Source organism: Rhodococcus koreensis (assembly GCF_017068375.1).
GTDB lineage: Bacteria > Actinomycetota > Actinomycetes > Mycobacteriales > Mycobacteriaceae > Rhodococcus_F > Rhodococcus_F koreensis.
On the sequence record NZ_CP070609.1, the window covers coordinates 2,557,134 to 2,583,159 of the forward strand.

Sequence of the window (26,026 nt, forward strand, 5' to 3'; positions counted from 1 at the left end):
ATGGTCCACGCACAACGATGTTCGGTGCTCTCAGGTGGGGACCGTGTTCGTCCTACGACATGGTGGGAATTTCCATGAAACTCTTGAGAACTCTGGCATTGTCCATATTCGTCGTGTCCGCGATGGCCGTCGGGGCGGGAACGGCGTACGCCGATCCGGCACCGCAGGGAATCGACTGGTCGCAGCCGCTCATGACCCCGGCCGCCGATGGCGGTAGCAGCCAGGTGGCCGAGCAGTTCTTCCCGGAGAACGAGACCAAGCAGGACGCCTTCGACAAGATGACCAACGAGATCAATACCGGCTGGAACAACGCGGGCCTGCAGGGCATGGCGATCGGTTCCAACGTGGGCATGGCCATCGGGTGCGTGTCGATCTTCCCCAACTTCATCGCAGGCTGCATCGTCGGCGCAGTGGTCGGCACCATCGCCGGCGCCGTCATCGGCATCGGCGTGGGTAACCCCAATGCCCAGCCTGCCGTAGAGCAGTTCTTCGCTACACCCTGAGCGAAGAGCGGGCTGCAGCCCCGGCCTCACTCGGGCCGGGGCTGCGGCGTGTCCGCCCACGACTAGTTGATACATGACCAATTAGTGCGCTAACTGATCTGCTCGGTCAGCCGACGACACCCTCTGCACGCCGGTTCGCGATGTCCTCCGCCGACCAGCCCAACTCGCCGAGGATCAGATCGGTGTGCGCGCCGAGCGCGGGCACGTCCCCCATCCGCATCTCCACGTCGGAGAACGTCATCGGCGGCAGCATCGCCCGGATCGGCCCGGCCTCGGTGCCGACGTCACGCCAGCGGTCGCGCTGGTCGAGTTGCGGATGCTCGATCAGCCCGCCCAGGTCGTTGAGTTCCGCCGCCGGGATCCCGGAGTCCGCGAGCGCCTGGTCGAGAGCGGCGCTCGTGAAACGTTGCGTCTCCTCGGCCACCAGGGCGTCCACCTCCGCCCGGTGCTGCACCCGCAGCATGTTGGTCGCGAACCGGGGATGGTCGGCGAGGTCAGGGCGTTTGAACACGTCCGTCACCAGTTGCCGCCAGCCGCGGTCGTTCTGGACACCGATGAGGATCTGTCCGTCCAGGGTGGGATACGAGTCGTACGGGACGATCGCCGCATGACCGAGCCCGACGCGCGGGATCTGCTTGTCGGCGTACATCTTCATGTACATCGGATGGCCCAGCCACTCCGCGGTCGCGTCGAACATCGACACGTCGATCCGCGCTCCCACACCGGTGCGCTGCCGCCGGAACAGGGCACCGAGCACCGACGTCACCGCATACATTCCCGCGGCGATGTCGGAGACCGGGACACCCGTCTTGGTGGCGGTGTCCGGAGTGCCTGTCACCGAGATCATCCCCGTTTCCGCCTGGACCAGCATGTCGTACGCCTTGCGTTCGCGCCGGGGTCCTGCCGACCCGTAGCCCGACATGTTCACGACGATCAGTTCCGGATGCTCGGCGCGCAGTGCGTCGGCGCCGAACCCGAGACGGTCGGCGGCGTCGGGGGCGAGATTCTGGATGAAGACGTCGGCCTTCTCGATCAGCTTCGCGACGGTGTCCCGCCCGACCTCGGACTTCAGGTCGACGCCGATCGACTCCTTCGACCGGTTCAGCCACACGAAGTGCGAGGCCTGCCCGAACACCGCGTCGTCGTAGTTGCGGGCGAAATCGCCCTCCCCCACGCGTTCGATCTTGATGACCCGCGCGCCCATGTCCGCGAGATGGCGGGTGGCGAGCGGAGCGGCCACGGCCTGCTCGAGTGCCACGACGGTGATGCCGTCGAGCGGCAGCAGTCCGGGGTCGTTCTCCATGTCGGGATTCACCTTTCCTCTTCGGCTCCCGTGTGATTGTGATAGTGCGTGGCACCGATGGTGTGCAGCAGTTCGTGCACGGTGTCGTCGGTGAGCCGGTACCGCATCGAACGGCCGTCCCGAGTCGCCGACACCCATCCCTGGTTACGGAGCAGTCGCAGCGCGTGCGAGACGGCGGTCCCGGTCATGTCGAGGGCCGCCGCCAAGTCGCCGACGCAGATGTCGGGGGCGTGGTGCAGGCACAGCAGCAGCCGGAGGCGGTTGCCGTCCGAGAGCAGTTCGAACCGGTTCGCCCAGCCGTCGATGTCGGGGGTGTGCAGTGCCGCCGCCGCACGCCGAACGTCCTCGGGGTTCAGGGCGGGGGTGGCGGCCATCACGCCAGTCTACAAACGCCGCGAGCCCGCCCGGCCCGGCATCCATAGGCGATTCCTCACTGTCCGTTCGGCTCTGTGACTTTGTTTCGGCACGCACACCGGTGGTCGACTGGCACGACACGTCACCCGGTCCCCCGGCGGCGTCGACGACTCATCGAGGAGCCTGATGTGAGCGGTCTGCATCTTCCCCAGCGCGTGCGGCACCATGCCGCGGAACGGCCGGGAGCACCCGCGGTGACGTGCGGTGACACCACGCTGACGTACGCGGAGCTCGACTGGCGGACCAACCGGATCGCAACAGCGCTGTCGGCGTTGACATCCCGGGGCGGCCGGGTCGGGGCACTGCTCCGGATGCGCACCGAAGGCGTCGAGACGTTCGTGGCCGCCGCCAAGTCGGGGCTCGTGTTCGTCCCGCTGAACTGGCGGCTCCCGGCAGCCGAGGCCGCCGCGGTCGCGGCCGATGCCGGGCTCGAGGTGCTGATCGTCGAATCGGAATTCGCCGCCACCGCCGACGCAGTCCGCGACGCGCTCCCGCGGGTGGTCGTGGTGGTCGTCGACGCGGCCGACGGCGACACCCTTCCGCCCGGCGCCTGGTCGTGGGATCGGCTGGTCACGTCGGGCACCGCCACCGACCCGGGGCTCGGGGACGACCCCGCCGCCGAGGTGCTGCAGCTCTACACGTCGGGCACGACCGGGCTTCCGAAGGGTGTGGTCGCGACGCATCGCAACCTGCACAACGAGCCCGACGGCCTGCTCATCTACCAATGGAAACCCGGTTCGGTGGCACTCGACGCCTTGCCGCTGTTCCACATCGCGGGCGCCGGATGGCTGAGCACCTGCCTGTCCGCAGGCGTCCACGTGGTGCTGCTCGGCACATTCGACGCCCGGCAGGTCGCCGAACTGATCGAACGGCACCGGATCACCCACGCCTTCCTGGTTCCCTCGACCATTCAGATGCTCCTCGACGTGCCCGACCTCGAACGCTACGACGTGTCGAGCCTCGAGCTGGTCGCGTACGGTTCGGCGCCGATCACCACCACGCTGCTCCGGCGGGCGATCGATCGCCTCGGCTGCGGATTCGTGCAGCGTTACGGCATGACGGAGACGACGGGCTCGGTCACCGCACTCGCCGCCCGGGACCACAACCCGTCCGGGGACCGCGCGCACCTGCTGCGGTCGGCAGGCAGGCCCATGCCCGGTGTCGAGGTCGAGATCCGGGACGTGGTGACCGGCGCCCGGCTCCCGGCGGGCGAATCCGGGGAAATCGTGTGCCGCTCACGCAACAACGTCGAGGGCTACTGGAAACGGCCGGACGAGACAGCGAACCTTCTCACCCACGACGGTTTCCTGCGCACCGGCGACGCCGGGCACATCGACGCGGAGGGCTATCTGTTCGTCACCGACCGGGTGAAGGACATGATCATCACCGGAGGCGAGAACGTGTACCCGATCGAGGTCGAAACGGTGCTCGCCGAGCACCCGGCGGTGGCCGAAGTCGCGGTGGTCGGTGTGCCGCACCGGACCTGGGGTGAGTCCGTGACGGCGGTCGTCCGGCTCGCCGACCCGTCGGACGCACCGGACGAGCAGGACCTGATCGCGTTCACCGCCACCCGGCTCGCGTCGTACAAGAAGCCGCGCGAGATCGTCTACGTCGCCGAACTTCCGCGGGGCGCGAGCGGCAAGGTCCTCAAACGCGCCCTACGCGAAGGACTCCGCGACACGGAGGTGCCGTCGTGATCGTCACCGAGGACGTCGGTACCGTCCAGCGTGAGGCCTGGGCCCGCGGCGTGCTCCCACCCGTCGAGCAGGTGCGCCCCGGATTGTGGTCGATCCCGGTGCCGATGCCACGAAACCCGTTGCGGTACGTCCTGATCTACGCGCTCACGATCCCCGACGGTCTCGCGCTGATCGACGTCGGCTGGGATTCCGAGGAGTCGTGGCGGGCGCTCGTCGACGGGATCGCGCAGACCGGGCACCACGTCACCGACGTCCGGTACGCCGCCGTCACCCACCTGCATCCCGACCATTTCGGCCTCGCACCCCGGCTGCGGGAGGTCAGCGGGGCGGCACTCGCGATGCACGGCGCGGATGCCGCACTGCTCGGCCACCGTTCGGCGGCGGACACCACCGCCGACGAACACACGTGGAACACCCAGCTCAACCAGCTCGGGGCACCCACCGGCATCCTCGCCGCCGCCCGCGTCGACCTCGTCCGGCTGGGGCCGGGCGAGTCCATGGACGTCGTACTCGGCGACGGCACTCCCCTGGGCCTGCCCGGCTGGGATCTGCGGGCAGTCTGGACACCCGGGCACACGCCCGGTCATCTGACGTTCGTCGACGACACCCACGGGCTCATGTTCAGCGGCGACCACATGCTGCCCCGCATCAGTCCCAACATCTCCACCGTCCCCGGCGAACTGGAGAATCCGCTGCACCGGTACCTGCTGTCGCTGCACGCCACCACCTCGATGCCCGACAGTGAGGTGCTGCCCGCGCACGAGTACCGGTTCCGGGGGATCGCCGAGCGTGCCAGGCAGCTGATGGGTCATCACGAGGAACGCTTCACCGAGATCGTCGCCGCTCTGGCCGTGTGGCCCGAATCGACGGCGTGGGAGATCTCGCAACACATTTCGTGGTCGCGGCCGTTCGACTCCATGTCCGACCGCCTGCTCCGCCTCGCGGTCCGCGAAACCCACGCCCACCTGCTCGTTCTCGCCGACCGCGGAAGCATCCGCTCGCTCGGCGGCCGCCCCGAACGCTGGACCCCTACCTCCCGTAAGGAAGACACCCCATGAGTGTGGTTCTCACCGAATTCGCCGACGGCGTCGCCGTCATCACCCTGAACCGCCCGGAGGCGAAGAACGCCGTCGACCTCGAGGTCGCGAAGGCGCTCGCCGCCGCGATCGACGAATTCGAGGCGCGGCCCGACCTGACCATCGCGATCCTCACCGGCGCCGGGGGAACGTTCTGCGCGGGCATGGATCTGAAGGCGTTCAGCCGCGGCGAACGGCCGTCGCTGCCCGGCCGCGGATTCGGCGGACTCACCGAGGCCCCGCCGACGAAACCGCTGATCGCCGCCGTCGAAGGATGGGCGCTCGCCGGCGGCTGCGAGTTGGCCCTGTCGGCCGACCTGATCGTCGCGGCCCGCGACGCCAAGTTCGGCATCCCCGAGGTCAAGCGGGGGCTCGCCGCGGCCGCCGGCGGTCTGCTGCGACTGCCGAAGGTGCTGCCCTATCCGATCGCGATGGAGATGGCGATCACCGGCGATCCCCTCACCGCCGAGGTCGCGCACGCGCACGGACTCGTCAACCGGCTCACCGAGCCCGGGCAGGCGCTCGACACCGCCCGCGACCTGGCGGCCCGGGTCGCCGCCAACGGTCCCCTCGCCGTCCGGGCCACCAAGCAGGTACTCGCGATGTCGGCCGCCTACACCGACCCCGACGCGTTCGCCGGGCAACGCCGCTTCCTCGATCCGGTGTTCACCTCCGAGGACGCCCAGGAGGGTGCGCGTGCGTTCGCGGAGAAGCGCCCGCCGGTGTGGCGTGGCCGATAGCCGCATGACCGGCACGGCCCGCGTCACAGCTTCCGTACGATGACGGCGTGGACCTGCATCTCGTCACCTACTTCGTCGCGGTAGTCGATCACGGCGGGATCACCAGGGCCGCGCAGTCCCTCTACATCTCGCAACCGTCCCTTTCGCAGGCGATCCGCACACTCGAACGCCGCCTCGGTGTCACCCTGTTCGACCGCACCGGGCGACGTCTCGAGCTGACCGAGGACGGCCGCACGCTCGACGTCGCCGCCCGGCGCATCCTCGCCGACGTCGAGCGGGCCAAGGCCAAGGTCGCTGCGGTGCGCGAACTCGTATCCGGCCGCGTCGACGTCGTCACGTACGCGGCGTTCTCGATCGATCCGATCGTCGACCTGGTGCGCCGGTTCCGTGAGCAGTACCCCCGGGTGACGGTCCGCGTCATCGACGCCGACGGCCCCACCGGCGTCCTCGGTGCCCTGCGCCGCGGCGAGGCCGAACTCGGGGTGATCGATTTGTCCGTCGACCACAGTGCACTGCACTCGGTCCCCATCGGCGATCAGGAACTGGTACTGGCCCTGCCGAACGCCCTCGCCGACACTCTCCCCGATCCGGTGCCCCGCTCGGCGGTCCGGGACATTCCCCTGATTCAGGATCTCGGGGACAAGAGCGACGCGGCCCTGATCACGGATCTGGTGGGTGATCCCGCGAACGTGGTCGTCGACTGCACCCACCCGGGCGCCACGTGGGAACTGGTGATGCGCGGCGCGGGGGCCACGGTCCTGCCCCGCCTGGTCGCCGAGGAACAATTGCGCGGGGTCGCGATCCGGTCGATGACGCCGAAACTGACCCGGCCCGTCGGACTCGTCCAGCGGTCCGGCCCGGGATCACCGGCAGCCTCGGCGTTCGTCTCGATCGCGCAGGCCACCCAGGCCACGGGCACCCGAGAGGGGAACTGACCGCATGGAGTTGCGTCAGGTCGAGTACTTCCTCGCCGTCGTGGAACACGAAGGCATCAACGGGGCCGCCGCGTCGCTCGGCGTCGCACAACCCACCATCTCGCAGGCACTGCGCGGGCTCGAGCGGGAACTGGGCGTGCAATTGTTCCACCGCATCGGCCGCGGCATGGTGCTCAGCGCCGCAGGCCGCAGTTTGGTCGGGCCGAGCAGGCAGATCCTGCGCGACGTCACCGCCGTCGAAGACCTCCTCGCCACCTCCGACGGGGCACTGGCCGGCCGGCTCGATGTCATGGCGTTTCCGGCGCTGGCGATCGGTCCCCTCGTCGACCTCGTCACCGAATTCCGGCGAACCCACCCAAATGTGCTGGTGCGCTTGGGTGAATTGAAAGACGAGGCCCAGGCAGCCTCGCTGATCGAGGACGGGCACTGCGAATTCGTGGTGGCCCACCTCCCGCTCGACGACGCCCGGCTGGACGTCCTCGAACTCGGCGAACAGGAGTACTGGCTCGTATACCCGCCGGGCACCGACCTGCCGGAGGGCCCGGTTCCGCTCGCCGACCTCCCCGACGTCCCGATGGTGTTCGTTCCCCGCGGCCACTCCGTCGCGGACGAGATCGAGGAATCGATCCGCCACGCCGGGGCACGACCGCACCTCGCGGCGCTGTCCGATCACCGCGAGGCGCGGCTTCCCCTGGTACTCGCCGGGATCGGCGGGACCCTGCTGGAACGGTCGATCGCGGAGGCGGCCCGGGACCGCGCCGTGGTCCGCCGGGCGGAGCCGACGTTTGCCCGCACCTTCGGGATCGCGTTCGACCCCGACATGCTCTCCCCCGTCGGGCACGCGTTCGTCGAACTGGTGCGGGCGCACACCTCGAAGACCTGAACACAGCTCATAGGTTTCGCCTCATCCTGTGTGTCCCAGAACGACATTGCGATGGAACGTTTCCGGTGATCGACTGACCGGGAGCGGCACGGCGCCGGCCAACCCGGGCGTCGCCGAGAACCGCGCCCACGTCTGGAGCCGCGCATGAGCATCGAATCCCTCCCCTCCACCGCAGGGGCCGCATCCGCAGAATCCGACGTCCTGGTCGGCCGGGACGGCGCGGTCGCGACGATCACGCTGAACCGGCCCACGCGGCGTAATGCGATGACCCTCGACTCGTGGATCGCCTTGCGCGAGACGCTCGCCGAACTCGCCCTCGACGACGCCACCCGCGTCGTGATCCTCACCGGTGCGGGCAGCGACTTCTGCACCGGCGCAGACCTCGACAAGCGCGCCCCGATGCACCCGCTGACCCGGATGCGGCAGATCAACGCGACGGCGCTCGCGGTCGCGGAGTTCCCCAAACCGCTGATCGCGAAGGTGCGCGGCTACGCCGTCGGAGCCGGCTGGAACCTGGCGCTGCTGTGCGATCTGCTCATCGCCTCGCGCGACGCACAGTTCAGCCAGATCTTCGCCAAACGCGGCCTGTCGGTGGATTTCGGAGGCTCCTGGCTCCTGCCGCGCATGGTGGGACTGCACCGCGCGAAGCGCTTGGTCATGCTCGCCGAGATGCTCGACGCCGAGCAGGCGGACGCGCTGGGACTGGTCAGCGAACTCGTCGAACCGGAAAAACTGGATGCCACGGTCGCCCGGTTCGCCGCCGGCCTCGCGGCGTCGCCGACCGTGGCCGTCATGCAGTCGGCGCGACTGATCGAGGACGGCACGACGTCGTCGCTGCGGGACGCACTCGAGAACGAGTCCCGTTCGCAGGCGGTCAACTTCGCGACCGACGCACCGGCCGCATTGCGCGCCTTCGTGGAAAAGCGTCCCCCCTCCTTCAGCGGGGAATGGCAGGTGCCGCAACCGTCGTAGGAACCGCTAGATGATCGCACCGTCGATCGTGCAGAAGCTGTGGCACAGCCGGGTGACGATCCGCGGCCCGCGTTCGGGATCGAACCACCGATCGATGTGCGCCCAGTGGTAGGGGTGCGTCATGTACGGCCCGGACAGTCCGTCGAGGTCGGCGTACTCCTGCTCCCAGACGTGGGTCCACCGCGCGGCGCCGGCCGACTCGTGCACCCGGCTCAGCTGCGAGGTCCCGATGGTGCGGATGTAGTCCGGCATCGCCCGCGTCTCGGATTCGAACTGCTGCACCACCGCCGGGTCGGCGGAATTTTCGACCGAGACGAGGAGCGTCCGGTACACGGCCGGCTCGAAAGCGCGTGGGGCGGGAGTGGGAACGCCCGTGTAGCCGACGCTGTCGACGTGCCCGATCTCGGGGACGGACAGCTGTGCGGCGATATCGGGTTCGACGGCGCGCCAGTCGGATTCGTCGTCGAAGTGAAGGTGCGCGATCACGTCGCCGCCGTTGATGCCGCCGGGCAGGGTCGGTGCCACGAGGACACGCCGGGCCCGGGAGGCCGCTACGTCCTGCAGCCTGCCTGCCACCGACGCAGCGGCGCTGCCGTCCGAGTCCGCGCCGAGGTGAATCAGCTTGGTCACCTTAAACATCGGTCGCGACCTCCACGTCCGCGGGCGAGCAGGACACCGTGCGTCGCCGGGTGGTGAGAAGCTCGTCGGCGTCCTCCCACCAGCGGAGCACCTCCGCGTCGTGGCGCGCGAGGAGGCTCTGATGCCACCAGGCGCGAGCGCCGCGCACGGTCCAGCTGACACTGACGGTGTTGGACTGGTCCTCGAGCCACACCGGCGGGGAGACGAGCACGCGATCGAGGGTCAGGCCGCGCGCAATCGCGCCGGGCGCATAGCGTTCCAGGTAAGCGTCGAGAAACGCGCGCGCCCGACCGGGCGACACCACCATCTCGTCGACGACGTACACGATCGGCTCGGCCGAAACCATCAGCGCTCCCTCCTTCCCGCTACCAGGACGGTAGGGGACGAAGGGAGCGCGTCACAGGGTTGCGTCCACCCAGCGGGAGCTACGTCGCCGCGGTCGCGAGTTGCTCGCGCAGCTTCGTCTTGAGGATCTTCCCGGCCGCGGAGGTCGGCAACTGCTCGACCACCACGACGTCGCGTACCTTCTTGTACGGCAGCACCCGCTCGGCGACGAACGCGGACACCGCGTCCCCGTCGATCCTCACACCGGGCATCGGCACCACGAACGCCACCGGCTCCTGGCCGACGCTGCCTGCCTCCCTGCCGACGACGGCGGCGGAGGACACGTCCGGGTGCGAGACGAGGATCTCCTCGAGCTCACGCGGATACACGTTGTAGCCCTTGTAGATCAGCATGTCCTTGGTGCGGTCGCAGATGAACAGGTACCCGTCCTCGTCGAGGTAAGCGATGTCGCCGGTGTCGAGCCAGCCGTCGACGAACTGCTGCGCCGTGATCTCCGGGTGGTTCAGGTAGCCGTCCGTGACCTGCGGTCCGCGGACCCACAGCTTGCCGCGGTCGCCGGCCTCCAGTACGGCACCGGAATCGTCCTGGGCGCGGATCTGCACCTCGGTGTCGAAGACCGGCAACCCCACGCTGCCGAGTTTGTAGGCGACGGAGCCGGTCAGCGGTGCGGAGGCGACCAGGCAGGTTCCCTCCGTCAGCCCGTACCCCTCGACCACGCTCGCCGACGGGAACGCCCGGCTCAGCGCCTCGAGGGTCACGTGGTCGATCGGTGCGGCCCCCGAGGAGACCACCCGCACCGAATCGGTGTCCCGGGTCGCGGCGTCGGGATGCGTGGCGACCGCGTGCCACATCGCCGGGCTCCCGGTGATGTACGTGGCGCGGTGCGTCTCGATCAACTCCAGCATCCGCCCGGGCTCGAAGCGTCCGGCGAACACCTGCGTCGCCCCGCACAGCAACAGGAACGACATGTTGATCAGCGCATGCGCGTGGAACAGCGGCGACACGACGACGGTCGCGCCGTCGCCGGGCACCACCCCGCGGTCGCCGAGACTCTCGATGGGACGCAGTTCGATGCCGCCGTCGTCGGTGGCGCAGACCTCGTGGCCCGCCCGCCAGGCGATCATCTGGGTGACGTTGGCGAGGACGTTGCGGTGCAGCACCCGCACCCCCTTCGACAAGCCGGTGGTGCCGCCGGTGTACGCGAGGTGGGCCACGTCGTCCCCGGACACTGCCGGGGTGAACGGTGCGGCGGCGTACCCGCGGACGAACTCGTCGAACCCGAACTGGCCGCGACCGACGCCCGCGGGGAGGCCGGCCACCACGATGGTGCGCACGGTGGTGCCGCTCGCCGCCGCGGTGAGGGTGTCCAGTTGCCCGGGCTGGGTGACGGCGGCGACCGCCCCCGTGTCGATGATCTGCGAGCGCAGGCCGGGGCCCGGCTGCAACGGGTTGACCAGGGTGACGGTCGCGCCGGCCCGAAGCGCGCCGTAGTAGGCCACCACGAATTCGATGCAGTTGCCGAGGTGCAGGAGCACCACGTCGCGTTCGGTCACTCCCGCGTCCCGCAGCGCGGCGGCGAACGCTCCCGACCGCTGGTCCAGCTCGCGGTAGGTGCACACCGTGTCGCCGTCGACCACTGCGGCCTTGTCGCCGTACAGGTTCGCCATGCCGGACGGGAACGCCGCCAACGTCAGTTCGGGGTAATGCAATACCGGTGCAGCAGAATTCACGTTGGGTCCTTAGTTAGTCAGCGAGGTGCCATGCGGATGGCGCCGTCCAGGCGGATGGTCTCGCCGTTGAGGTAGCCGTTCTCGAGGATCTGGCAGGCGAGCTGTCCGAACTCGCTCGGCTTGCCCAGACGCGACGGGTTCGGCACCGACTTCTCCAGCGACGCCCGCACGTCGTCGCGCAGCCGGGCGAGGAGTGGGGTGTCCATGATCCCCGGGGCGATGGTGCACACCCGGATGTTACGGCTGGCGAGGTCCCGGGCCGCGGTGACCGTCATGCCCACGATGCCTGCCTTCGATGCGGTGTAGTTGATCTGGCCGATCTGGCCTTCGAATGCGGCGACGGACGCCGTCAGCACGACCGCACCGCGCTCGCCGTCGATCTCCTCCTGGCGCGCCATCCGCTCCGCCCCGAGCCGCAGGGCGTTGAACGAGCCCACGAGGTTGAGCCGGATCACGAACTCGAAGTCCTCGACGGAGCCTGCCTTGCCGTCGGAGTCGAGGATGCGCATCCGGCGTCCGGCGCCTGCGCAGTGCACGAGGCCGCGCAGTCCGCCGCGGTCGTCGGCGACGTCGAGTGCGGCCGCGAACTGCTCGGAATCGGTCACGTCGGCGGGGGCGAACTGGGCGGCGCTACCCAATTCCTTCGCGGCCGCCTCGCCATCGGAGTTCGGCAGGTCGATGAGCGTGACCTGAGCGCCCGCGTCGACGAGCCGGCGGGCCGTCGCCAGACCGAGACCGGACGCGCCGCCGGTGACCGCGGTCGAAATTCCCTTGAGTTCCATCGTGCGTGTGTTCCCTTCGAAAGATGTTGCCGGATCAGAGAAGTTCGAGAATGGTGGCGTTGGCGAGGCCACCCGCCTCACACATCGTCTGCAGTCCGTACCGAATGCCGTTGTCCCGCATGTGGTGGACGAGCCGGGTCATGAGGATCGCCCCGGAACCGCCGAGCGGGTGCCCGACCGCGATGGCGCCGCCGAGCGGGTTCAGCCGGTCGGTTGCGGCGCCGGTCTCCGCCTGCCACGCCATCGGGACGGGAGCGAACGCCTCGTTCACCTCGAATGCGCCGATGTCGTCGATCTTCAGTCCCGAGCGGGACAGTGCCTTCTCCGTCGCGGCGATGGGTCCGGTCAGCATGATCACCGGGTCGTCGCCCGCGACGGCGCACGTGTGGATGCGGGCCATCGGGGTCAGGCCCAGTTGGGCGGCCTTCTCGCTCGTCGTGACGAGCAGCGCACCGGCGCCGTCGGAGATCTGCGAGGAGTTGCCGGCGTGGATCACGCCGTCCTCCTTGAAGACGGTCTTCAGCTTGCCGAGCGATTCGAGGGATCCGCCGCGGCGGATCCCCTCGTCGCCTGCGAGGACGTCGGAGAGCGGTGCGAGTTGCCCGTCGAATGCGCCCCGGTCCGCGGCGTCGGCCGCGAGTGCGTGCGATCGCAGCGCGTACTCGTCGAGCGCCTGACGGGACAGCCCCCACTTCTCGGCCATCATCTCGGCGCCGGTGCCCTGGCTGAACCCGCCGACGCCGTACCGGTCGAGGACGGCCGCCGGGAAGTGTTCGCCGTTCGTGCTGGCGCTGCCCATGGGAACCCGGCTCATCGACTCCACACCACCGGCGACGACGATGTCCTCGTGGCCTGCGATGACCGTGGCGGCGGCGAAGCTCACGGCCTGCTGGCTCGATCCGCACGCCCGGGTGAGGGTGGTGCCCGGCACCGATTCGGGCCAGCCGGCGGCGAGCACGGCGGTGCGGGCGACGTTGCCCGCCTGCTCCCCCACCTGGCTGACGCAGCCCCAGACGACGTCGCCGACCTGATCCGGGGAGAGTCCGGTGCGCGCCGCGAGGGCCTCGAGGACGTGCGCCGACAGATTTGCGGGGTGGATTCCGGACAGGGAACCGCCACGCCGCCCGATGGGCGTGCGGACGGCGTCGACGATCACTGCATCGCGCATGGTGTGTTCCTTCGATCTGAGGGGGTGACTCGAATCAATCACGGGCGAAGTCGTCAGCACAACGACTTTCGGCCGATCGCAGCGTTAGTTCGTGCCTATGCCCGCAGCGTCGCCCCGGACCAGTTTCTTGTCGCGCTCGGGGTTCGCGAAGAGCAGCGCCCCGACGGCGCACACGGCGGCGACGAGTCCGAGGGCCTGGAACGCGGTGGCGTACCCTTCGGCGGGCGAGGCGGCCGCGTCGACGATCAGACCCGTCGCGTAGGGGGCGACGAGACCGCCGATCGCCATGACGGCGAGGAAGACGCCCAGCGTGCCGGCGGTCTGGCGGGGCGGGCAGATCTCCGAGATCGCCGCGTTGAGCAGCGGAAACACCGACGCCGCGAAGCCGTAGCCGACGGAAACGACGAGGACGGCTACCGCGGGTGCGGTGATCGACGGGAGGGCCAACAGGATCGCACCGCAGATCAGCACCCCGACGGCGGGGACGACGACACGGACCACGCGGGACGTCGAGCCGCGCGCGAGCAGGCGGTCGCCGATCACGGACGACAACAGCATCAGGATCAGCCCGGCGATGCTCGGGAACGCGAACATGGAGCCGGCCTGGAGGCGGCTGTACCCGAGGCCCACCTCGAAGTACGACGGCAGCCACGTCAGAACCACGGCGACCAGTGCGTACACGCTCATGACGAGAAGCGCGCCGAAGATGAACGTGCGGGTCCGGAAGATGCGGCCCCACGGCACCGCCGGTTCGCCCGCGTCACCGGCGGCCGCGGAATCGGCGCCCTTGCCGCTGCGGATGTACGGGCCTTCGCTCCAGACGGTCAGCCAGACGACGCACCACAGAACTCCGATGGCGGCCAGTGCGACCAGCGCGTAGCGCCACCCGAACGTGACGGTCACGAACGCGAGAGCAGGCGCGACGGCGATCTTCGCGATCGATGCGGCACCGGCGAGCAGCGCGCTCGGCAGTCCGCGCTTGGCGGGTGCGTGCCACGAGTACGCACCCGTGTGGAGCAGCGCGGAGCTCGGACCTTCCGCGAGCCCGAGCAGCAGGCGACTGACCAGCAGCACCCCGAAACTCGCGACGACCACGAGCGGAAGAATTGCGACGGACCAGGCGATCGCGAGCAGCAGCAGCGCCCATCGCAGCGACATCCAGCGGTTCAGCGCGCCGGCGAAGAAGCCGCCGACGGTGAAGGTCAGGAAGAAGAGGCTGCCCACCAGCCCGATCTGCGAGGCGCTCAGCCCCAGTTCGTGGGCGAGGGGCTGGGCGATGATGCCGAGGACGGCCTTGTCGGCGTAGTTGACGACGTAGAGCAGCACGAGGAGCGCGGTCAGGCCCCAAGCGCGGCTGCGGGACTCGGAACCGATGGCGACGGTCCGGTCGAGGGTGGCAGTGGAGCGGGTCACGTGGTGATCCCTTCGAAGAATGTGGTGGCGTGGGTCACAGTATCTCGATTCATTGAACGGACCGGGAAGCCGTCGATCAATACGTACTCGGCGAAGGCACCGGCTACGTCTGCCTATGAGTCGCCGAGGTGCGGGTGCATTGGACTGCGCTATCCGACAGATAGCCCGAACGCCCCTAGCCGGGCCCCCGCGGATCGGGCATTCTGAATTCCATGAGCCGCCTCGCCCACACTCTCGATCTGACCGAGTTCCAGACCGAGATCGTCGACACCGTGCGCACTTTCGTCGATCGCGACATCATCCCGGCCGCACAGGAACTCGAACACTCCGACACCTACCCCCAGGCCATCGTCGACAAGATGCGCGACATGGGCCTGTTCGGGCTGATGATCCCCGAGGAGTACGGCGGGCTGGGCGAATCCCTGCTCACGTACGCGTTGTGCGTCGAGGAGCTCGCCCGCGGCTGGATGAGCGTGTCCGGTGTGATCAACACCCACTTCATCGTCGCGTACATGATCCGTCAGCACGGCACCGACGCCCAGAAGAACCATTACCTGCCGCGGATGGCGACCGGTGAGGTGCGCGGCGCGTTCTCCATGTCCGAGCCCGAGCTGGGTTCCGACGTCGCCGCGATCCGCACCAAGGCCGAGCGCAACGCCGACGGCGACTACGTGATCAACGGCCAGAAGATGTGGCTCACCAACGGCGGCAGCTCGACGCTCGTCGCCGCGCTGGTGCGCACCGAGGAGGGCGCCGCGAAGCCGCACGCCAACCTGACCACCTTCCTGATCGAGAAGCCCGCCGGTTTCGGTGAGGTCCTCCCCGGACTCACCGTCCCGGGGAAGATCGACAAGATGGGCTACAAGGGCATCGACACCACCGAGTTGCTGTTCGACAACTATCGCGCGGCCGCCGGCGACGTCCTCGGCGGAACCCCGGGCCGCGGGTTCTCGCAGATGATGGACGGCGTCGAGGTCGGCCGGGTCAACGTCTCCGCCCGCGCGTGCGGGGTCGCGATCCGGGCGTTCGAGCTCGCCGCCCGATACGCACAGCAACGCAGCACGTTCGGCAAACCGATCGCGGAGCATCAGGCAGTCGCCTTCAGCCTCGCCGAGATGGCGACGAAAGTGGAAGCCGCGCATCTGATGATGGTGAACGCGGCCCGCCTGAAGGACTCCGGGGAACGCAACGACGTCGCCGCGGGCATGGCCAAGTACCTCACCAGCGAGTACTGCTCCGAGGTGACCCAGGCCAGCTTCCGCATCCACGGCGGCTACGGCTACTCGAAGGAATACGAGATCGAGCGCCTGATGCGCGAGGCACCGTTCCTCCTCATCGGCGAGGGCACCAGCGAGATTCAGAAAATGATCATCAGCAAGGGCGTACTGCGCAGTTACGCACTGTAATCCGAAGGAGAAAACCCGTGCAGCGTACGGTGTTCAACGAAGATCACGACGCGTTCCGGAAGACCATCCGCGACTTCATCGCCAAGGAAGTCGCGCCCGTCCACCACGACTGGGAGGGCGAGGGACATCCGCCGCGCGACTTCTACCGCCGCCTCGGTGAACTCGGCGTGCTGGGCATCCAGGTGCCGGAGGAGTTCGGCGGAGGCGGTGAGAAGAGTTTCAAGTTCGCCGCGGTGGTCGGCGAGGAGACGGCGGCCGCCGGCGTCACGTTCGGCAGTTACTCCGTGCACACCAATCTGATCCTGCCGTACCTGCTCGAGTACGCCAGCGACGAGCAGAAGCAGCGGTGGCTCCCCGGATTCGCGTCCGGCGACATCATGTTCGCGATCGCGATGACCGAGCCGGGCACCGGTTCCGACCTCGCGAACATCGCGACGTCGGCGAAACTGTCGGCGGACGGGTCGCACTACGTTCTCAACGGCGCGAAGACGTTCATCACCGGTGGCGCGCTCGCCGACCGGATCCTCGTGGTGTGCCGCACCGCGCCCAGCACCCCCGAGGACCGCCGGTCCGGTCTCACCATTCTCGTCGTCGACACCACGTCCGAGGGTTTCGCGGTGGGCCGCAAGATCGAGAAGATCGGCCTGAAGGCGTCGGACACCGCCGAACTGTCCTTCACCGACGTGCAGGTGCCGGTGGCGGACCGACTCGGCGACGAGGGGGCCGGTTTCAGCTACCTCACCCACAACCTCGCGCAGGAACGTCTGTCCATCGCGCTCGGCGGGTCGGCGACCGCGGCCGCGGCGTTGCAGCACGCGATCGCGTACGTCAAGGAACGCAAGGTGTTCGGCAAGCCCGTCGCGGCGTTTCAGAACACCAAGTTCGTGCTCGCCGAGTGCGCCACCGAGGTCGAGGCGATCCAGCTGATGGCCGACCGGGCGCTCGAACTGCACGACGCGGGCGAACTCACGGTCGCCGACGCCGCGAAGGCGAAACTGTTCTGCACGGAGGCCGCGGGCCGGGTCATCGACAAGTGCCTGCAACTGCACGGCGGTTACGGCTACGTCCTCGAATACCCCATCGCGCGCCTGTACGCGGACACCCGCGTGTCCCGCATCTACGGCGGGACGAGCGAGGTCATGAAGACGATCATCGCGAAGGATCTCGGCCTCTGACCCCACACACCAACAGTATGGGCGTACTGTTTGAAGGCGTGGACGACATATGGGATCCGGACAAGTACCTCGCCTTCGCGGACCATCGGGGGCGCCCGTTCTACGAGTTGCTGTCGCGTGTCGACGCGCGGTCACCCCGCCGCGTGGTCGACCTCGGCTGCGGCCCGGGGAACCTGACCGTCAGCCTCGCCCAGCGGTGGCCGGACGCCGTCCTGGAGGCGTCCGACAGCTCACCCGAGATGGTCCGGGCCGCGCGTGACCGCGGCCTCGACGCCGCCCGGCTGGACGTCCGCGACTGGACGCCACAGCCCGACACCGACGTCGTCGTCTCCAACGCCGCCCTGCAGTGGGTGCCCGAACACCGGGAGTTGCTGCGCCGCTGGCCGGCACAGCTGCCGTCGGGGGCGTGGATCGCGGTGCAGGTCCCCGGCAACTTCGACGCGCCCTCGCACGCGATCGTCCGGGACCTCGCCGGGACCGAGCGGTGGTCCCGGTGGTTGACGGACGTGCCGTTCCGGGCGGACAACGTCGTCGACGATCCCGTCGGGTACGCGGGCCTGCTCGCGGACGCCGGGTGCGCCGTCGACGCCTGGGAGACCACGTACGTCCAGCAGTTGACCGGGGAGAACCCGGTGCTGGAGTGGATCACCGGAACGGCGCTCCGGCCGGTCAAGGATGCCCTCTCGGCGCCGGACTGGGACCGCTTCCGGGAGGAACTCGTCCCGCTCCTCGACGAGGCGTATCCCCGGCGACCGGACGGGAGCACGTTCTTCCCGTTCCGGCGCATCTTCGTCGTCGCCCGGGTGCAGTAGGGACCGGCTCAGCCGTGGTGTCTCCGGTACGCGGCGGCCGCTCCGGGGTGCAGCGGCACGCCTGCGGTGACGATCAACGACTGCCGGTCCAGGAACTGGCTGCCGGTCGCCTGATCCGGCACCAGTTCCGCGGCGTGGTCGATGAGCACCTCGACGATCGCGCCCGCGGCGCCGTCGGACACGGCCGGATCGGCGAGCAGCAGGTTCGCGAGACCGATCGTCGCGACCGACGTCTGCTGTCCGTACGTGCCGGGCGGAATCAGCACCGGCTCGTAGCGTGGGCCGAACCGCACCCGCAGTAGTTCCAGTTCGGCGGACAGGTCGAGCAGTCGCAGCGGGATCCCGAGATCCGCGAACGACGGCGTCGGCACCCCGCCCGCCCACAGCACCGCATCGACGGTGCCGTCCCGCAGGGCCTGCCCCGCATCGGTCATCGACAGGTGCAGTCGCGTCACGTCTCCCGGGCCCGCCAGGCCCAGGACGTCGAGGATGCGTTCGCCCGTCAGTTCCGCTCCGGAGCCTGTGGCGCCCAGACTGATTCGGGTTCCTCGCAGCTGCGAGGTGTCCGCGATCCCGGAATCGGCGCGCACCGCAAGCTGCATGTAGTTCTCGTACACCTTGCCGAGGGCGGTGAACGCGGCGCCGGCCTCCATCGCCGACACGGCGGCATCGGCGAGGCTCAACGCCAGTTCCGCGTCCCCGGACGCGAGCGCCGCCAGATTCTCCATCGACCCCGCGGTCCGGACCGGGACGATCCGCACCGGCAGTGCGGCACGTTCCGCGGCCGCGGCCGTCAACTGGGCGAACTCCCAGAAGAATCCGCCCTCCTCACCCGCGGCGAGTCGCAGCGGATCGGTACCGCTGTCCGAGCACGCGGCGAGTACCGAACCCGTGGCCGCGGTCGCACCCGCCGCGAGGACGCCGCGCAGCAGTGTTCGTCGCGTGATCACGGCGCCACCGCCGGGAGTGCCAGCGTCACCCGGAGCCCGTGTGGCCGTTCCGCGACGACCGACAGCGTTCCACCGGCGCCCTCGACCAGTGCGGTCGCGATGGACAGTCCGAGCCCGGTGCCCTGCTGCGCCGCCGCGGACCCGCGGAAGAACCGCGCAGACAGTTTGCCGATCTCGTCCTCGCTCACCCCGACCCCGTCGTCGCTGACCCGGATCTCGATTCCCGCGGCGGACCGTCCCGTGTCGATCCGGACCGTCGCCCCGCGACCGGCGTACGCGTGCGCATTGCTGAGCAGGACGTCCAGGACCTGGGACAGGTGACTGTCCTGGAAGTCCGCGACCAGCGGTTCGGCCAGCGGCCGGAACACGAGGGCCATCCCCGATTCCCCGAGAGCCTCCGTCCAGGCGTCGGCACGGTCCGCGAGGACGGCACCGACGTCGCACCCGCCGCGCGCAGACTCGTCCTCACCGGCGTCGGCGGGTGATTCGGCGACGGCGAGCGCGAGCAGCCCGTCCAGGATTCCGCCGAGCCGATCGACCTCCATCCCCGTCCGGCGGTAGGTTTCGGCGCCGGCCTCGGCGACGTGCGGGCCGAGAGAGTCGAGCCGGATGTGCAGGGCCGCGAGGGGGTTTCGGAGTTGATGGGCGGTGTCGGCGATCAGCTGGCGCTGCGCCTGCCCGGACGCCTGGACGGCGCCCGACATGGTGTCGAACGCCTTTGCGAGTTCCTGCACCTCCGGCGGTCCGCTGTATCGACCGGGCGGCCGCCCGGAGTTGCGACCCGTCCGCGGGCGCGGGGACGGGACCGCCTCGGTGAGGGCGCCGACCCTGGCGGTGAGCGCCCCGAGCGGGCGAACGGTCCACCGGGACAGCGCGATCGCGACGGCCGTGACCGCCGCCAGCGCGCCGAGCGCCCCCGCGACGATCACCAGCCACGACGTCCGGATGGATTCCCGTGCGGCGCGGGTGGACACGTCCAAGACGACGGCGCCGTCCACCTGCGCCCCGGTGCCGACGGGCACGGCCGACAGCACCCGGTTCGCCGACCACGGGGTCAGCGAACCGCTGATCCCCTGCTTCTGGTTGCGCAGTCCCGCCGTGATCGCCGCGGCGACGTCGGAGTCGTCCGGCGACAGTCCCGCCCCGGCGCGGACGTTTCCCCTGGCGTCGACGATGAGGACGCCCTCGCCGTACAACTCGTGGTAGCGGGCCACCTCCTCGCGCAGCAGCGTGGTACTTCCGGGGGCCTGGGTCTGCCCGGCGAGGCTCGCGAAATGCGTCGCGTCCGCCTCCCGGCTCAGCCGCAGGGCCTGGGTCCGTCCGGCACTGGTGGCCAGCGCCAGCGGGACCGCGAAGGCCACCACCGCGACGGCCGCGAACACCAGCAGGACGGCGAGCACACGGCGGCGCACGTCACGTGCCCCAGCGGTAGCCGTACCCGCGGATGGTCGAGATGAGGCCGGGGCGGCCCAGTTTCGCGCGCAGCCCCGTCATGTGCACGTCGAGGGTGCGGGAGATGGCCACGTACGCGTCGCCCCACACCGCGTCCATCAACTGCTGACGGCTCACCGCGGCGCCGGGACGGGTGACCAGTACCTCGAGAAGCTCGAACTCCTTGGCTGTCAACGCCACCGGAGCGCCGCCGACCTCCACCTCGCGTGCCGCCAGATCGACCACCACGTCGCCCTCGGTGACCGTCTGCTCTGCCGAACGTCCGGTCGCGGGCCTGCGCTGGGTCACGACGTCGAGCCGCGCAAGCAATTCCGCGAGCCGCGCCGGCTTGACGAGGTAGTCGTCCGCCCCGCCGCGTAGCCCCCGCACCACCGACCGTTCGTCGTCTCGGGCCGTGAGGATCACCACCGGAACGTCGCTGACGGCCCGCAGCTGCCGGAGCACCTGCAGGCCGTCCGCGTCGGGGAGACCGAGGTCGAGGATCACCGCGTCCATACCGCGATGGCCGAGAAGGAGATCGGAACCGCGGCGCATGCGCACCGCCTCGTGGCCGTGGGTTCCCAGCGCCTCCACGAGTGCGTCGCCGACTCCGTCGTCGTCCTCGACCACCGCGATCTGCACGTCACTTCCCTTCGATCAGCTCCGCGAGTCGACCAGCTCGACGTCGTCGTCCGGGGTGTCCGCCCGGCTGGACGTCCGGTCGAGGGGCGAACCGTTCGAAGTCTCACGCATGAAGACGTAGACGACGAGCGAGATGGCGATGCACCCCGTCACGTAGTAGAAGAATAGCGATTCGTGGCCTGCCCGCTTCAGGGCGAGGGCGACGGTCTCGACGGTTCCACCGAAGATCGCCAACGTGAGGGCGTACGGCAACCCGACACCGAGCGCACGGACCTTGGTCGGGAACAGCTCCGTCTTCACGATCGCGTTCACCGACGTGTATCCGGTGACGACGATCAGTCCCAGCATCATCAGCGCGAACGCGACCAGCGGATTCGTCGTCTTCCCGAGCACCGTCATCAGCGGCACGGTGAGGATGGTTCCGCCCACCCCGAAGAAGATGAGCAGCTTCCGGCGGCCGATGCGGTCGGACAGTGTGCCGCCGATCGGCTGCAACACGATGAACACCAGCAGGGCCGCGAAGTTGATCCACGCCACCGTGTCCTTGGAGATGCCGGACGTGTTGATCATGTACTTCTGCATGTACGTGGTGTACGTGTAGAATGCCACGCAACCACCGAGCGTCAGGGCGCAGACCAGCAGGCACTCGCGGGGGTACTGCAGCAGCATCCGCAGCGAACCCTCCTTCGGCCCACTCGCCGTCGCGTCGTCTTCGCGCTTGGCCTCCACCTCTTCGGTGAACGCCTCCGACTCGTCCATCGTGCGACGGAGCCACATCACCGCGACGGCACCGGCGGCGCCGATCAGGAACGGGATCCGCCAGCCCCACGACTGCATGGCCTCCGCCGGCAGTGTCAGCTGCAGAATGATCTGCACACCCAGTGCGATCAGCTGCCCGGCGACGAGCGTGACGTACTGGAAGCTCGAGTAGAACCCGCGCCTGCCCGGCGAAGCGACCTCGGCCAGGTACGTGGCGCTGGTGGCGTACTCGCCGCCGACCGACAGTCCCTGCAGCATCCGGGCGATCACCAGCAGCACCGGCGCCACGATCCCGATGCTCGCATAGGACGGCGTGACGGCGATGACGAGCGAACCCGCCGCCATCACCGTCACCGACAAAGTGAGCGCCGATCGGCGACCGCGGCGGTCCGCGTACCGTCCCATGATCCAGCCGCCGATCGGCCGCATGAGGAACCCGACCGCGAAAACGGCTGCCGTGGACAGCAACTGCGCGGTGGTGTCGCCCTCGGGGAAGAACTCCTTCGCGAAGTACACGCTGAACGCCGCGTAGACGTACCAGTCGTACCATTCGATCAGGTTGCCGACCGAACCCTTCAAAACATTGCCGATGACTCGGCGCTCACCCGTCGATGTGGTGCTCACGCGGGACTCCTCTCGATGCCCTGGATCTCTGCGTTCACACCACAGTGGGTCACGTCACATCGATACGGAAGAGCCGCGGAGCCTTCCTAACACTCCCTTAGGAAAGAGCCCCCGTGAGTACTTGTTAACCGCGGGCGGTTAACAAGTACTCACGGCTGGGGTGTCCTCGCCCAGCCGCGGCGGCGCGCTGCGATAGCTCGCCGGGGTGGCGCTGAGCCGGATCGGGTTCGCCACCTGCCGCACCGGCCGGTCCCTGCGCGGGTCGTCGATCTCGACCACCGGGTTCAGCCCGAGCCGCTCGGCGAGCGCCACCGCGTCGGCGATGTCGTTGAGCGGCCCGCACGGGACGCCCTCGTCGGTCAGCTTCTCGAACCACTCGTCCGCCGAGCCCGCGGACAGCGCCGCGGTGATGTCCCGGACCAGTTGCTCGCGGTGCGCCACCCGTTGCGTGTTGGTCGCGTACCGCTCGTCGTCGGCGAGTTCAGGAACACCGAGAACCTCGACGAGAGAGGCGAACTGACGGTTGTTCCCCACCGCGAGTACCAGCGGACGGTCGCCGGTCCGGAACACCTCGTACGGCGCGATGCTGGGATGCCGGTTTCCCATCGCCTGCGGAACGACACCGGCGCCCACGTACCCCGACGTCTGGTTCGCGAGGGCGGACAGCAGCGACGACAGCAGGTTCACCTCGACCCGCTGCCCCTCCCCGGTGCGGTCGCGGTGACGCAGGGCCGCCAGGATCCCGACCGCGGCGTGCAGTCCGGTGATGATGTCGACGACGGCCACCCCGACCTTCGTCGGAACGCCGGGTTCGGGTCCGGTGATGCTCATCAACCCGCCGACGGCCTGGATGAGCAGGTCGTATCCGGGGAGGTTGTTCTGGCCGCCGAACCCGGTCACGGAGCAGTAGACGACGTCGGGATTGATCTCCCGCACGGCGTCGTAGCCGAGCCCGAGCCGGTCCATCGTGCCGGGCAGGAAGTTCTCCACCACCACGTCGGCCCGCGCGGCCAGTTCCCTCGCCTGTTCCAGGTCGACGGGGTCGCGCAGGTCCCACGCGAAGGACCGCTTGTTGCGGTTGACGGACTGGAAGTAGGTGGACTCGTCGCCCACCCACGGCGGACCCCATTGCCGGGTGTCGTCGCCGACGCCGGCGCGCTCGATCTTCACGACCTCGGCGCCGAGATCGGCGAGCAGCATCGTGGCGTACGGCCCGGCGAGCACCCGACCGAAGTCGGCGATCAGCAGGCCGTCCAGGGATGCACTTCTCACCGGAACGCTGCCTCGCCCGTCAGCGCACGGCCGATCACCAGCTGGTGCACCTCGGACGTTCCCTCGTAGGTCAGCACCGACTCGAGGTTGTTGGCGTGACGGATCACGGGGTACTCCAACGTGATTCCGTTGGCTCCGAGAATGGTCCGGCACTCGCGGGCGATGGCGATGGCCTCGCGGACGTTGTTCAGCTTGCCCGTGCTGACCTGCTCGGGGCGGGCCTCGCCGCGATCCTTCAGACGTCCGAGGTGGTAGGCCAGCAGGTGTCCCTTGCCGACCTCGAGGGCCATGTCGGCGATCTTCACCTGAGTGATCTGGTAGGCGGCGAGCGACTTGTCGAACACCTGACGGTCCTGAGCGTAGGAGATCGCGGACTCGAGGCAGTCGCGGGCCGCGCCCATCGCACCGAAGATGATGCCGAACCGGGCCTCGTTGAGGCAGCCCAGCGGGCCGGACAGCCCCTTGGCCTCGGGCAGCATCGCGGATTCGGGCAGCCGGACGTCCTCGAGCACGAGTTCCGAGGTGACGGACGCGCGCAGCGACATCTTGTGCTTGATCTCGGGCGCGGAGAAGCCGGGGGTGTCGGTGGGCACGACGAATCCGCGGATGCCGTCGTCGGTGCGCGCCCACACGACGGCGACGTCGGCGACGGACCCGTTGGTGATCCACATCTTGGTGCCGTTGAGGATCCAGTCGTCACCGTCCCGCTTGGCGTTGGTGCGCATGCCTGCGGGGTTGGAGCCGAAGTCGGGTTCGGTCAGCCCGAAGCAGCCGATCGCCTTGCCCGCGGCCATGCGCGGCAGCCATTCCTGCTTCTGGTCCTCGCTGCCGTAGTGGTGGATCGCGTACATGGCCAGCGAGCCCTGCACGGACACGAGGCTGCGGATTCCGGAGTCTACGGCCTCGAGTTCCAGGCAGGCCAGGCCGTAGGCGGTGGCGCTCATTCCGGCGCAGCCGTATCCCTCGAGGTGCATACCGAGCACGCCGAGTTCGCCCAGCCCTTCCGCCAGTTCACGCACGGGCAGCGCCGCCGCTTCGAACCATTCGCCGATGTGGGGCCGGATCTTCTCGTCCGCGAATCGGCGCACGGTGTCGCGGATCGCGATCTCCTCGGTGTCGAGCAGCGAGTCGAGGGCGAACAGCTGGGACAGGGTCTGCGAGTCGGACATGTGTTCCTCCACGGGGCCGGTGGGGCTGGTGTGCAAACGTTCGCGAGAACGATTGCACGAACGATTTCGTCACGTAGACTAAGTCGCGTTCCGGCGGACGTCAACCACGAGGCCGCCGGGTCCCCGACCCCGAGCGCGAGGATTGCCCGTGAACCTGCCGGATCGCCCGACCCGCACGTCCGGGCGTCCGCCGACCCTCCGCGAGATCGCCGAACGTGCCGGCGTCCACGTGTCGACGGCGTCGCGGGTGCTCCGGCAACCCGAACCCGCCGACGGCTGGTCCGACGCCGCGTTGCGGGTGCGCGAGGTGGCGGTGGAACTCGGCTACCAGCCCAACCTGTGGGCCGCGAGCCTGCGCACCCGCAAGACCACCACCCTCGGCGTCGTCATGCCACGACTCACCGACGGAGTGGTCGCGACCATGTTCCAGGGCATCGAGGAGACGGCCACGCAGGCCGGCTACTCCGTGCTGCTGTCGAGCCCACCCGACGACCTCGACGCCCAGCGCCGCGCCATCGAGTTCCTCGTCAGCAGGCAGGTCGACGGCCTGCTGCTCAGCAGCCTGCACAGCCCCGGCCGCGAGTTCGTCGACTCACTGTCGGTGGGGGCGCTGCCGATGCTGCAGCTCAATCGGCACGCCGATGTCGGTCTGCCGTTCGTGTCCGGCGACGACCACCGGGGCGGCTACCTCGCCGGACGCCATCTCCTCGACCGCGGTTTCACCGAGATCGCCGCCATCGCAGGCCCCGACCACGCGAGCACCTCCCGCGATCGGCTCGCCGGATTCCGGGACGCGCTGGCCGAGAACGGCATCGAACTGGGACCGGAGCGCGTCGTCCGCTCCGACTTCGACGTGTCCGGCGGTGTCGCCGCCGCCACCGTTCTCCTCGAGTCGGATTCGCGCCCCGAGGCGATCTTCACCGTCAGCGACACCATCGCGATCGGCGTCCTCGGCGTCGCCCGCGACCTCGGGCTGCGGATCCCCGACGACCTCGCACTGGTCGGGTACAACGACATTCCGGTGGTCGCCCAGCTGCCGGTGCCGCTGACGACCGTCCGGTCACCCGCCCGCCTGATCGGCGCGACGGGGGTGCGTCATCTGCTGTCGCTCATCGCCGGCAACGACGTCGAATCGGTGAAGCTTCCGGTCGAGTTGATCGAGCGGGCGTCCACCAAGAAGTAGTGG

General features: G+C 69.2%; 25 protein-coding genes. 11 read left to right on the top strand and 14 right to left on the bottom strand.

Annotated elements, in window-relative coordinates:
- Positions 1-74 precede the first annotated feature (74 nt).
- The gene (locus tag JWS14_RS11890; protein ID WP_072947192.1) at positions 75-503 is read left to right on the top strand and encodes a hypothetical protein; all 429 of its coding nucleotides are present in this window, start codon (positions 75-77) and stop codon (positions 501-503) included.
- Between the two features lie 106 nt (positions 504-609).
- On the opposite strand, the gene JWS14_RS11895 is transcribed toward JWS14_RS11890, so the two are convergent.
- Both JWS14_RS11895 and JWS14_RS11900 read right to left on the bottom strand, forming a co-directional pair.
- Positions 610-1,806 carry a CaiB/BaiF CoA transferase family protein gene (locus JWS14_RS11895; protein WP_072947220.1) on the bottom strand — a complete coding sequence of 399 codons (1,197 nt, stop codon included), beginning with the start codon at positions 1,804-1,806 and terminating at the stop codon, positions 610-612.
- Between the two features lie 8 nt (positions 1,807-1,814).
- The gene (locus tag JWS14_RS11900; RefSeq protein WP_072947193.1) at positions 1,815-2,180 is read right to left on the bottom strand and encodes an ArsR/SmtB family transcription factor; all 366 of its coding nucleotides are present in this window, start codon (positions 2,178-2,180) and stop codon (positions 1,815-1,817) included.
- A gap of 168 nt (positions 2,181-2,348) precedes the next feature.
- Here JWS14_RS11900 and JWS14_RS11905 point away from each other — a divergent pair, with 168 nt between their 5' ends.
- The 6 genes from JWS14_RS11905 to JWS14_RS11930 all read left to right on the top strand — a co-directional run bounded on the left by JWS14_RS11905 (position 2,349) and on the right by JWS14_RS11930 (position 8,523).
- Positions 2,349-3,917 carry a long-chain-fatty-acid--CoA ligase gene (locus JWS14_RS11905; RefSeq protein WP_206013230.1) on the top strand — a complete coding sequence of 523 codons (1,569 nt, stop codon included), beginning with the start codon at positions 2,349-2,351 and terminating at the stop codon, positions 3,915-3,917.
- Positions 3,914-4,975, top strand: a complete 1,062-nt coding sequence (locus tag JWS14_RS11910; protein WP_206013232.1) for an MBL fold metallo-hydrolase — start codon at positions 3,914-3,916, stop codon at positions 4,973-4,975. Before JWS14_RS11905 ends, JWS14_RS11910 begins: the two co-directional genes overlap by 4 nt.
- Entirely contained in the window at positions 4,972-5,733 is a 762-nt protein-coding gene (locus JWS14_RS11915; protein WP_072947196.1) for a crotonase/enoyl-CoA hydratase family protein, read from the top strand. The genes JWS14_RS11910 and JWS14_RS11915 overlap by 4 nt, the downstream gene beginning before the upstream one ends.
- A 47-nt stretch (positions 5,734-5,780) precedes the next feature.
- On the top strand, positions 5,781-6,668 hold the full coding sequence (locus JWS14_RS11920) for a LysR family transcriptional regulator (RefSeq protein WP_072947197.1): 888 nt from the start codon (positions 5,781-5,783) through the stop codon (positions 6,666-6,668).
- A 4-nt stretch (positions 6,669-6,672) separates the two neighbouring features.
- On the top strand, positions 6,673-7,551 hold the full coding sequence (locus JWS14_RS11925; RefSeq protein ID WP_072947198.1) for a LysR family transcriptional regulator: 879 nt from the start codon (positions 6,673-6,675) through the stop codon (positions 7,549-7,551).
- 144 nt (positions 7,552-7,695) lie between these two features.
- A complete protein-coding gene (locus JWS14_RS11930) occupies positions 7,696-8,523 on the top strand; it encodes an enoyl-CoA hydratase/isomerase family protein (protein ID WP_095862424.1) in 828 nt (275 codons plus the stop codon).
- A 6-nt stretch (positions 8,524-8,529) separates the two neighbouring features.
- On the opposite strand, the gene JWS14_RS11935 is transcribed toward JWS14_RS11930, so the two are convergent.
- The 6 genes from JWS14_RS11935 to JWS14_RS11960 form a co-directional block, all read right to left on the bottom strand.
- Positions 8,530-9,162 carry a Dabb family protein gene (locus JWS14_RS11935; protein WP_206013234.1) on the bottom strand — a complete coding sequence of 211 codons (633 nt, stop codon included), beginning with the start codon at positions 9,160-9,162 and terminating at the stop codon, positions 8,530-8,532.
- Complete coding sequence (locus tag JWS14_RS11940; protein ID WP_206013235.1) at positions 9,155-9,508, bottom strand: hypothetical protein; 354 nt, start codon at positions 9,506-9,508, stop codon at positions 9,155-9,157. Before JWS14_RS11940 ends, JWS14_RS11935 begins: the two co-directional genes overlap by 8 nt.
- A gap of 79 nt (positions 9,509-9,587) precedes the next feature.
- Entirely contained in the window at positions 9,588-11,237 is a 1,650-nt protein-coding gene (locus JWS14_RS11945; RefSeq protein WP_206013237.1) for a class I adenylate-forming enzyme family protein, read from the bottom strand.
- 17 nt (positions 11,238-11,254) lie between these two features.
- On the bottom strand, positions 11,255-12,019 hold the full coding sequence (locus tag JWS14_RS11950; RefSeq protein ID WP_206013239.1) for an SDR family NAD(P)-dependent oxidoreductase: 765 nt from the start codon (positions 12,017-12,019) through the stop codon (positions 11,255-11,257).
- Between the two features lie 34 nt (positions 12,020-12,053).
- Positions 12,054-13,187 carry a thiolase family protein gene (locus JWS14_RS11955; RefSeq protein ID WP_095862420.1) on the bottom strand — a complete coding sequence of 378 codons (1,134 nt, stop codon included), beginning with the start codon at positions 13,185-13,187 and terminating at the stop codon, positions 12,054-12,056.
- An 84-nt stretch (positions 13,188-13,271) separates the two neighbouring features.
- Positions 13,272-14,600 carry an MFS transporter gene (locus tag JWS14_RS11960; protein WP_072947205.1) on the bottom strand — a complete coding sequence of 443 codons (1,329 nt, stop codon included), beginning with the start codon at positions 14,598-14,600 and terminating at the stop codon, positions 13,272-13,274.
- A gap of 212 nt (positions 14,601-14,812) precedes the next feature.
- Between JWS14_RS11960 and JWS14_RS11965 the strand changes: the two genes are divergently transcribed.
- From JWS14_RS11965 to JWS14_RS11975, 3 genes are read left to right on the top strand one after another with little or no spacing between them, the layout of a single operon-like run.
- Positions 14,813-16,006 (top strand): acyl-CoA dehydrogenase family protein, encoded by a 1,194-nt coding sequence (locus JWS14_RS11965; RefSeq protein WP_206013241.1) that lies wholly within the window; start codon positions 14,813-14,815, stop codon positions 16,004-16,006.
- Between the two features lie 17 nt (positions 16,007-16,023).
- On the top strand, positions 16,024-17,181 hold the full coding sequence (locus JWS14_RS11970) for an acyl-CoA dehydrogenase family protein (RefSeq protein WP_206013243.1): 1,158 nt from the start codon (positions 16,024-16,026) through the stop codon (positions 17,179-17,181).
- Positions 17,182-17,228: 47 nt separating this feature from the next.
- Positions 17,229-17,993, top strand: a complete 765-nt coding sequence (locus JWS14_RS11975; protein ID WP_206015985.1) for a trans-aconitate 2-methyltransferase — start codon at positions 17,229-17,231, stop codon at positions 17,991-17,993.
- A gap of 8 nt (positions 17,994-18,001) precedes the next feature.
- On the opposite strand, the gene JWS14_RS11980 is transcribed toward JWS14_RS11975, so the two are convergent.
- The 6 genes from JWS14_RS11980 to JWS14_RS12005 all read right to left on the bottom strand — a co-directional run bounded on the left by JWS14_RS11980 (position 18,002) and on the right by JWS14_RS12005 (position 24,840).
- Positions 18,002-18,943 (bottom strand): TAXI family TRAP transporter solute-binding subunit, encoded by a 942-nt coding sequence (locus JWS14_RS11980; protein WP_206013245.1) that lies wholly within the window; start codon positions 18,941-18,943, stop codon positions 18,002-18,004.
- Complete coding sequence (locus JWS14_RS11985; RefSeq protein WP_206013247.1) at positions 18,940-20,355, bottom strand: sensor histidine kinase; 1,416 nt, start codon at positions 20,353-20,355, stop codon at positions 18,940-18,942. The genes JWS14_RS11980 and JWS14_RS11985 overlap by 4 nt, the downstream gene beginning before the upstream one ends.
- A 1-nt stretch (position 20,356) precedes the next feature.
- Positions 20,357-21,016 carry a response regulator transcription factor gene (locus tag JWS14_RS11990; protein ID WP_206013248.1) on the bottom strand — a complete coding sequence of 220 codons (660 nt, stop codon included), beginning with the start codon at positions 21,014-21,016 and terminating at the stop codon, positions 20,357-20,359.
- Positions 21,017-21,031: 15 nt separating this feature from the next.
- Complete coding sequence (locus JWS14_RS11995; RefSeq protein ID WP_206013250.1) at positions 21,032-22,399, bottom strand: MFS transporter; 1,368 nt, start codon at positions 22,397-22,399, stop codon at positions 21,032-21,034.
- Positions 22,400-22,537: 138 nt separating this feature from the next.
- A complete protein-coding gene (locus JWS14_RS12000; protein ID WP_206013252.1) occupies positions 22,538-23,671 on the bottom strand; it encodes a CaiB/BaiF CoA transferase family protein in 1,134 nt (377 codons plus the stop codon).
- A complete protein-coding gene (locus tag JWS14_RS12005) occupies positions 23,668-24,840 on the bottom strand; it encodes an acyl-CoA dehydrogenase family protein (protein ID WP_095862414.1) in 1,173 nt (390 codons plus the stop codon). The genes JWS14_RS12000 and JWS14_RS12005 overlap by 4 nt, the downstream gene beginning before the upstream one ends.
- 148 nt (positions 24,841-24,988) lie before the next feature.
- On the opposite strand from JWS14_RS12005, the gene JWS14_RS12010 reads away from it, so the two are divergent.
- On the top strand, positions 24,989-26,023 hold the full coding sequence (locus JWS14_RS12010; protein ID WP_072947214.1) for a LacI family DNA-binding transcriptional regulator: 1,035 nt from the start codon (positions 24,989-24,991) through the stop codon (positions 26,021-26,023).
- The last annotated feature ends 3 nt before the right edge of the window (positions 26,024-26,026 follow it).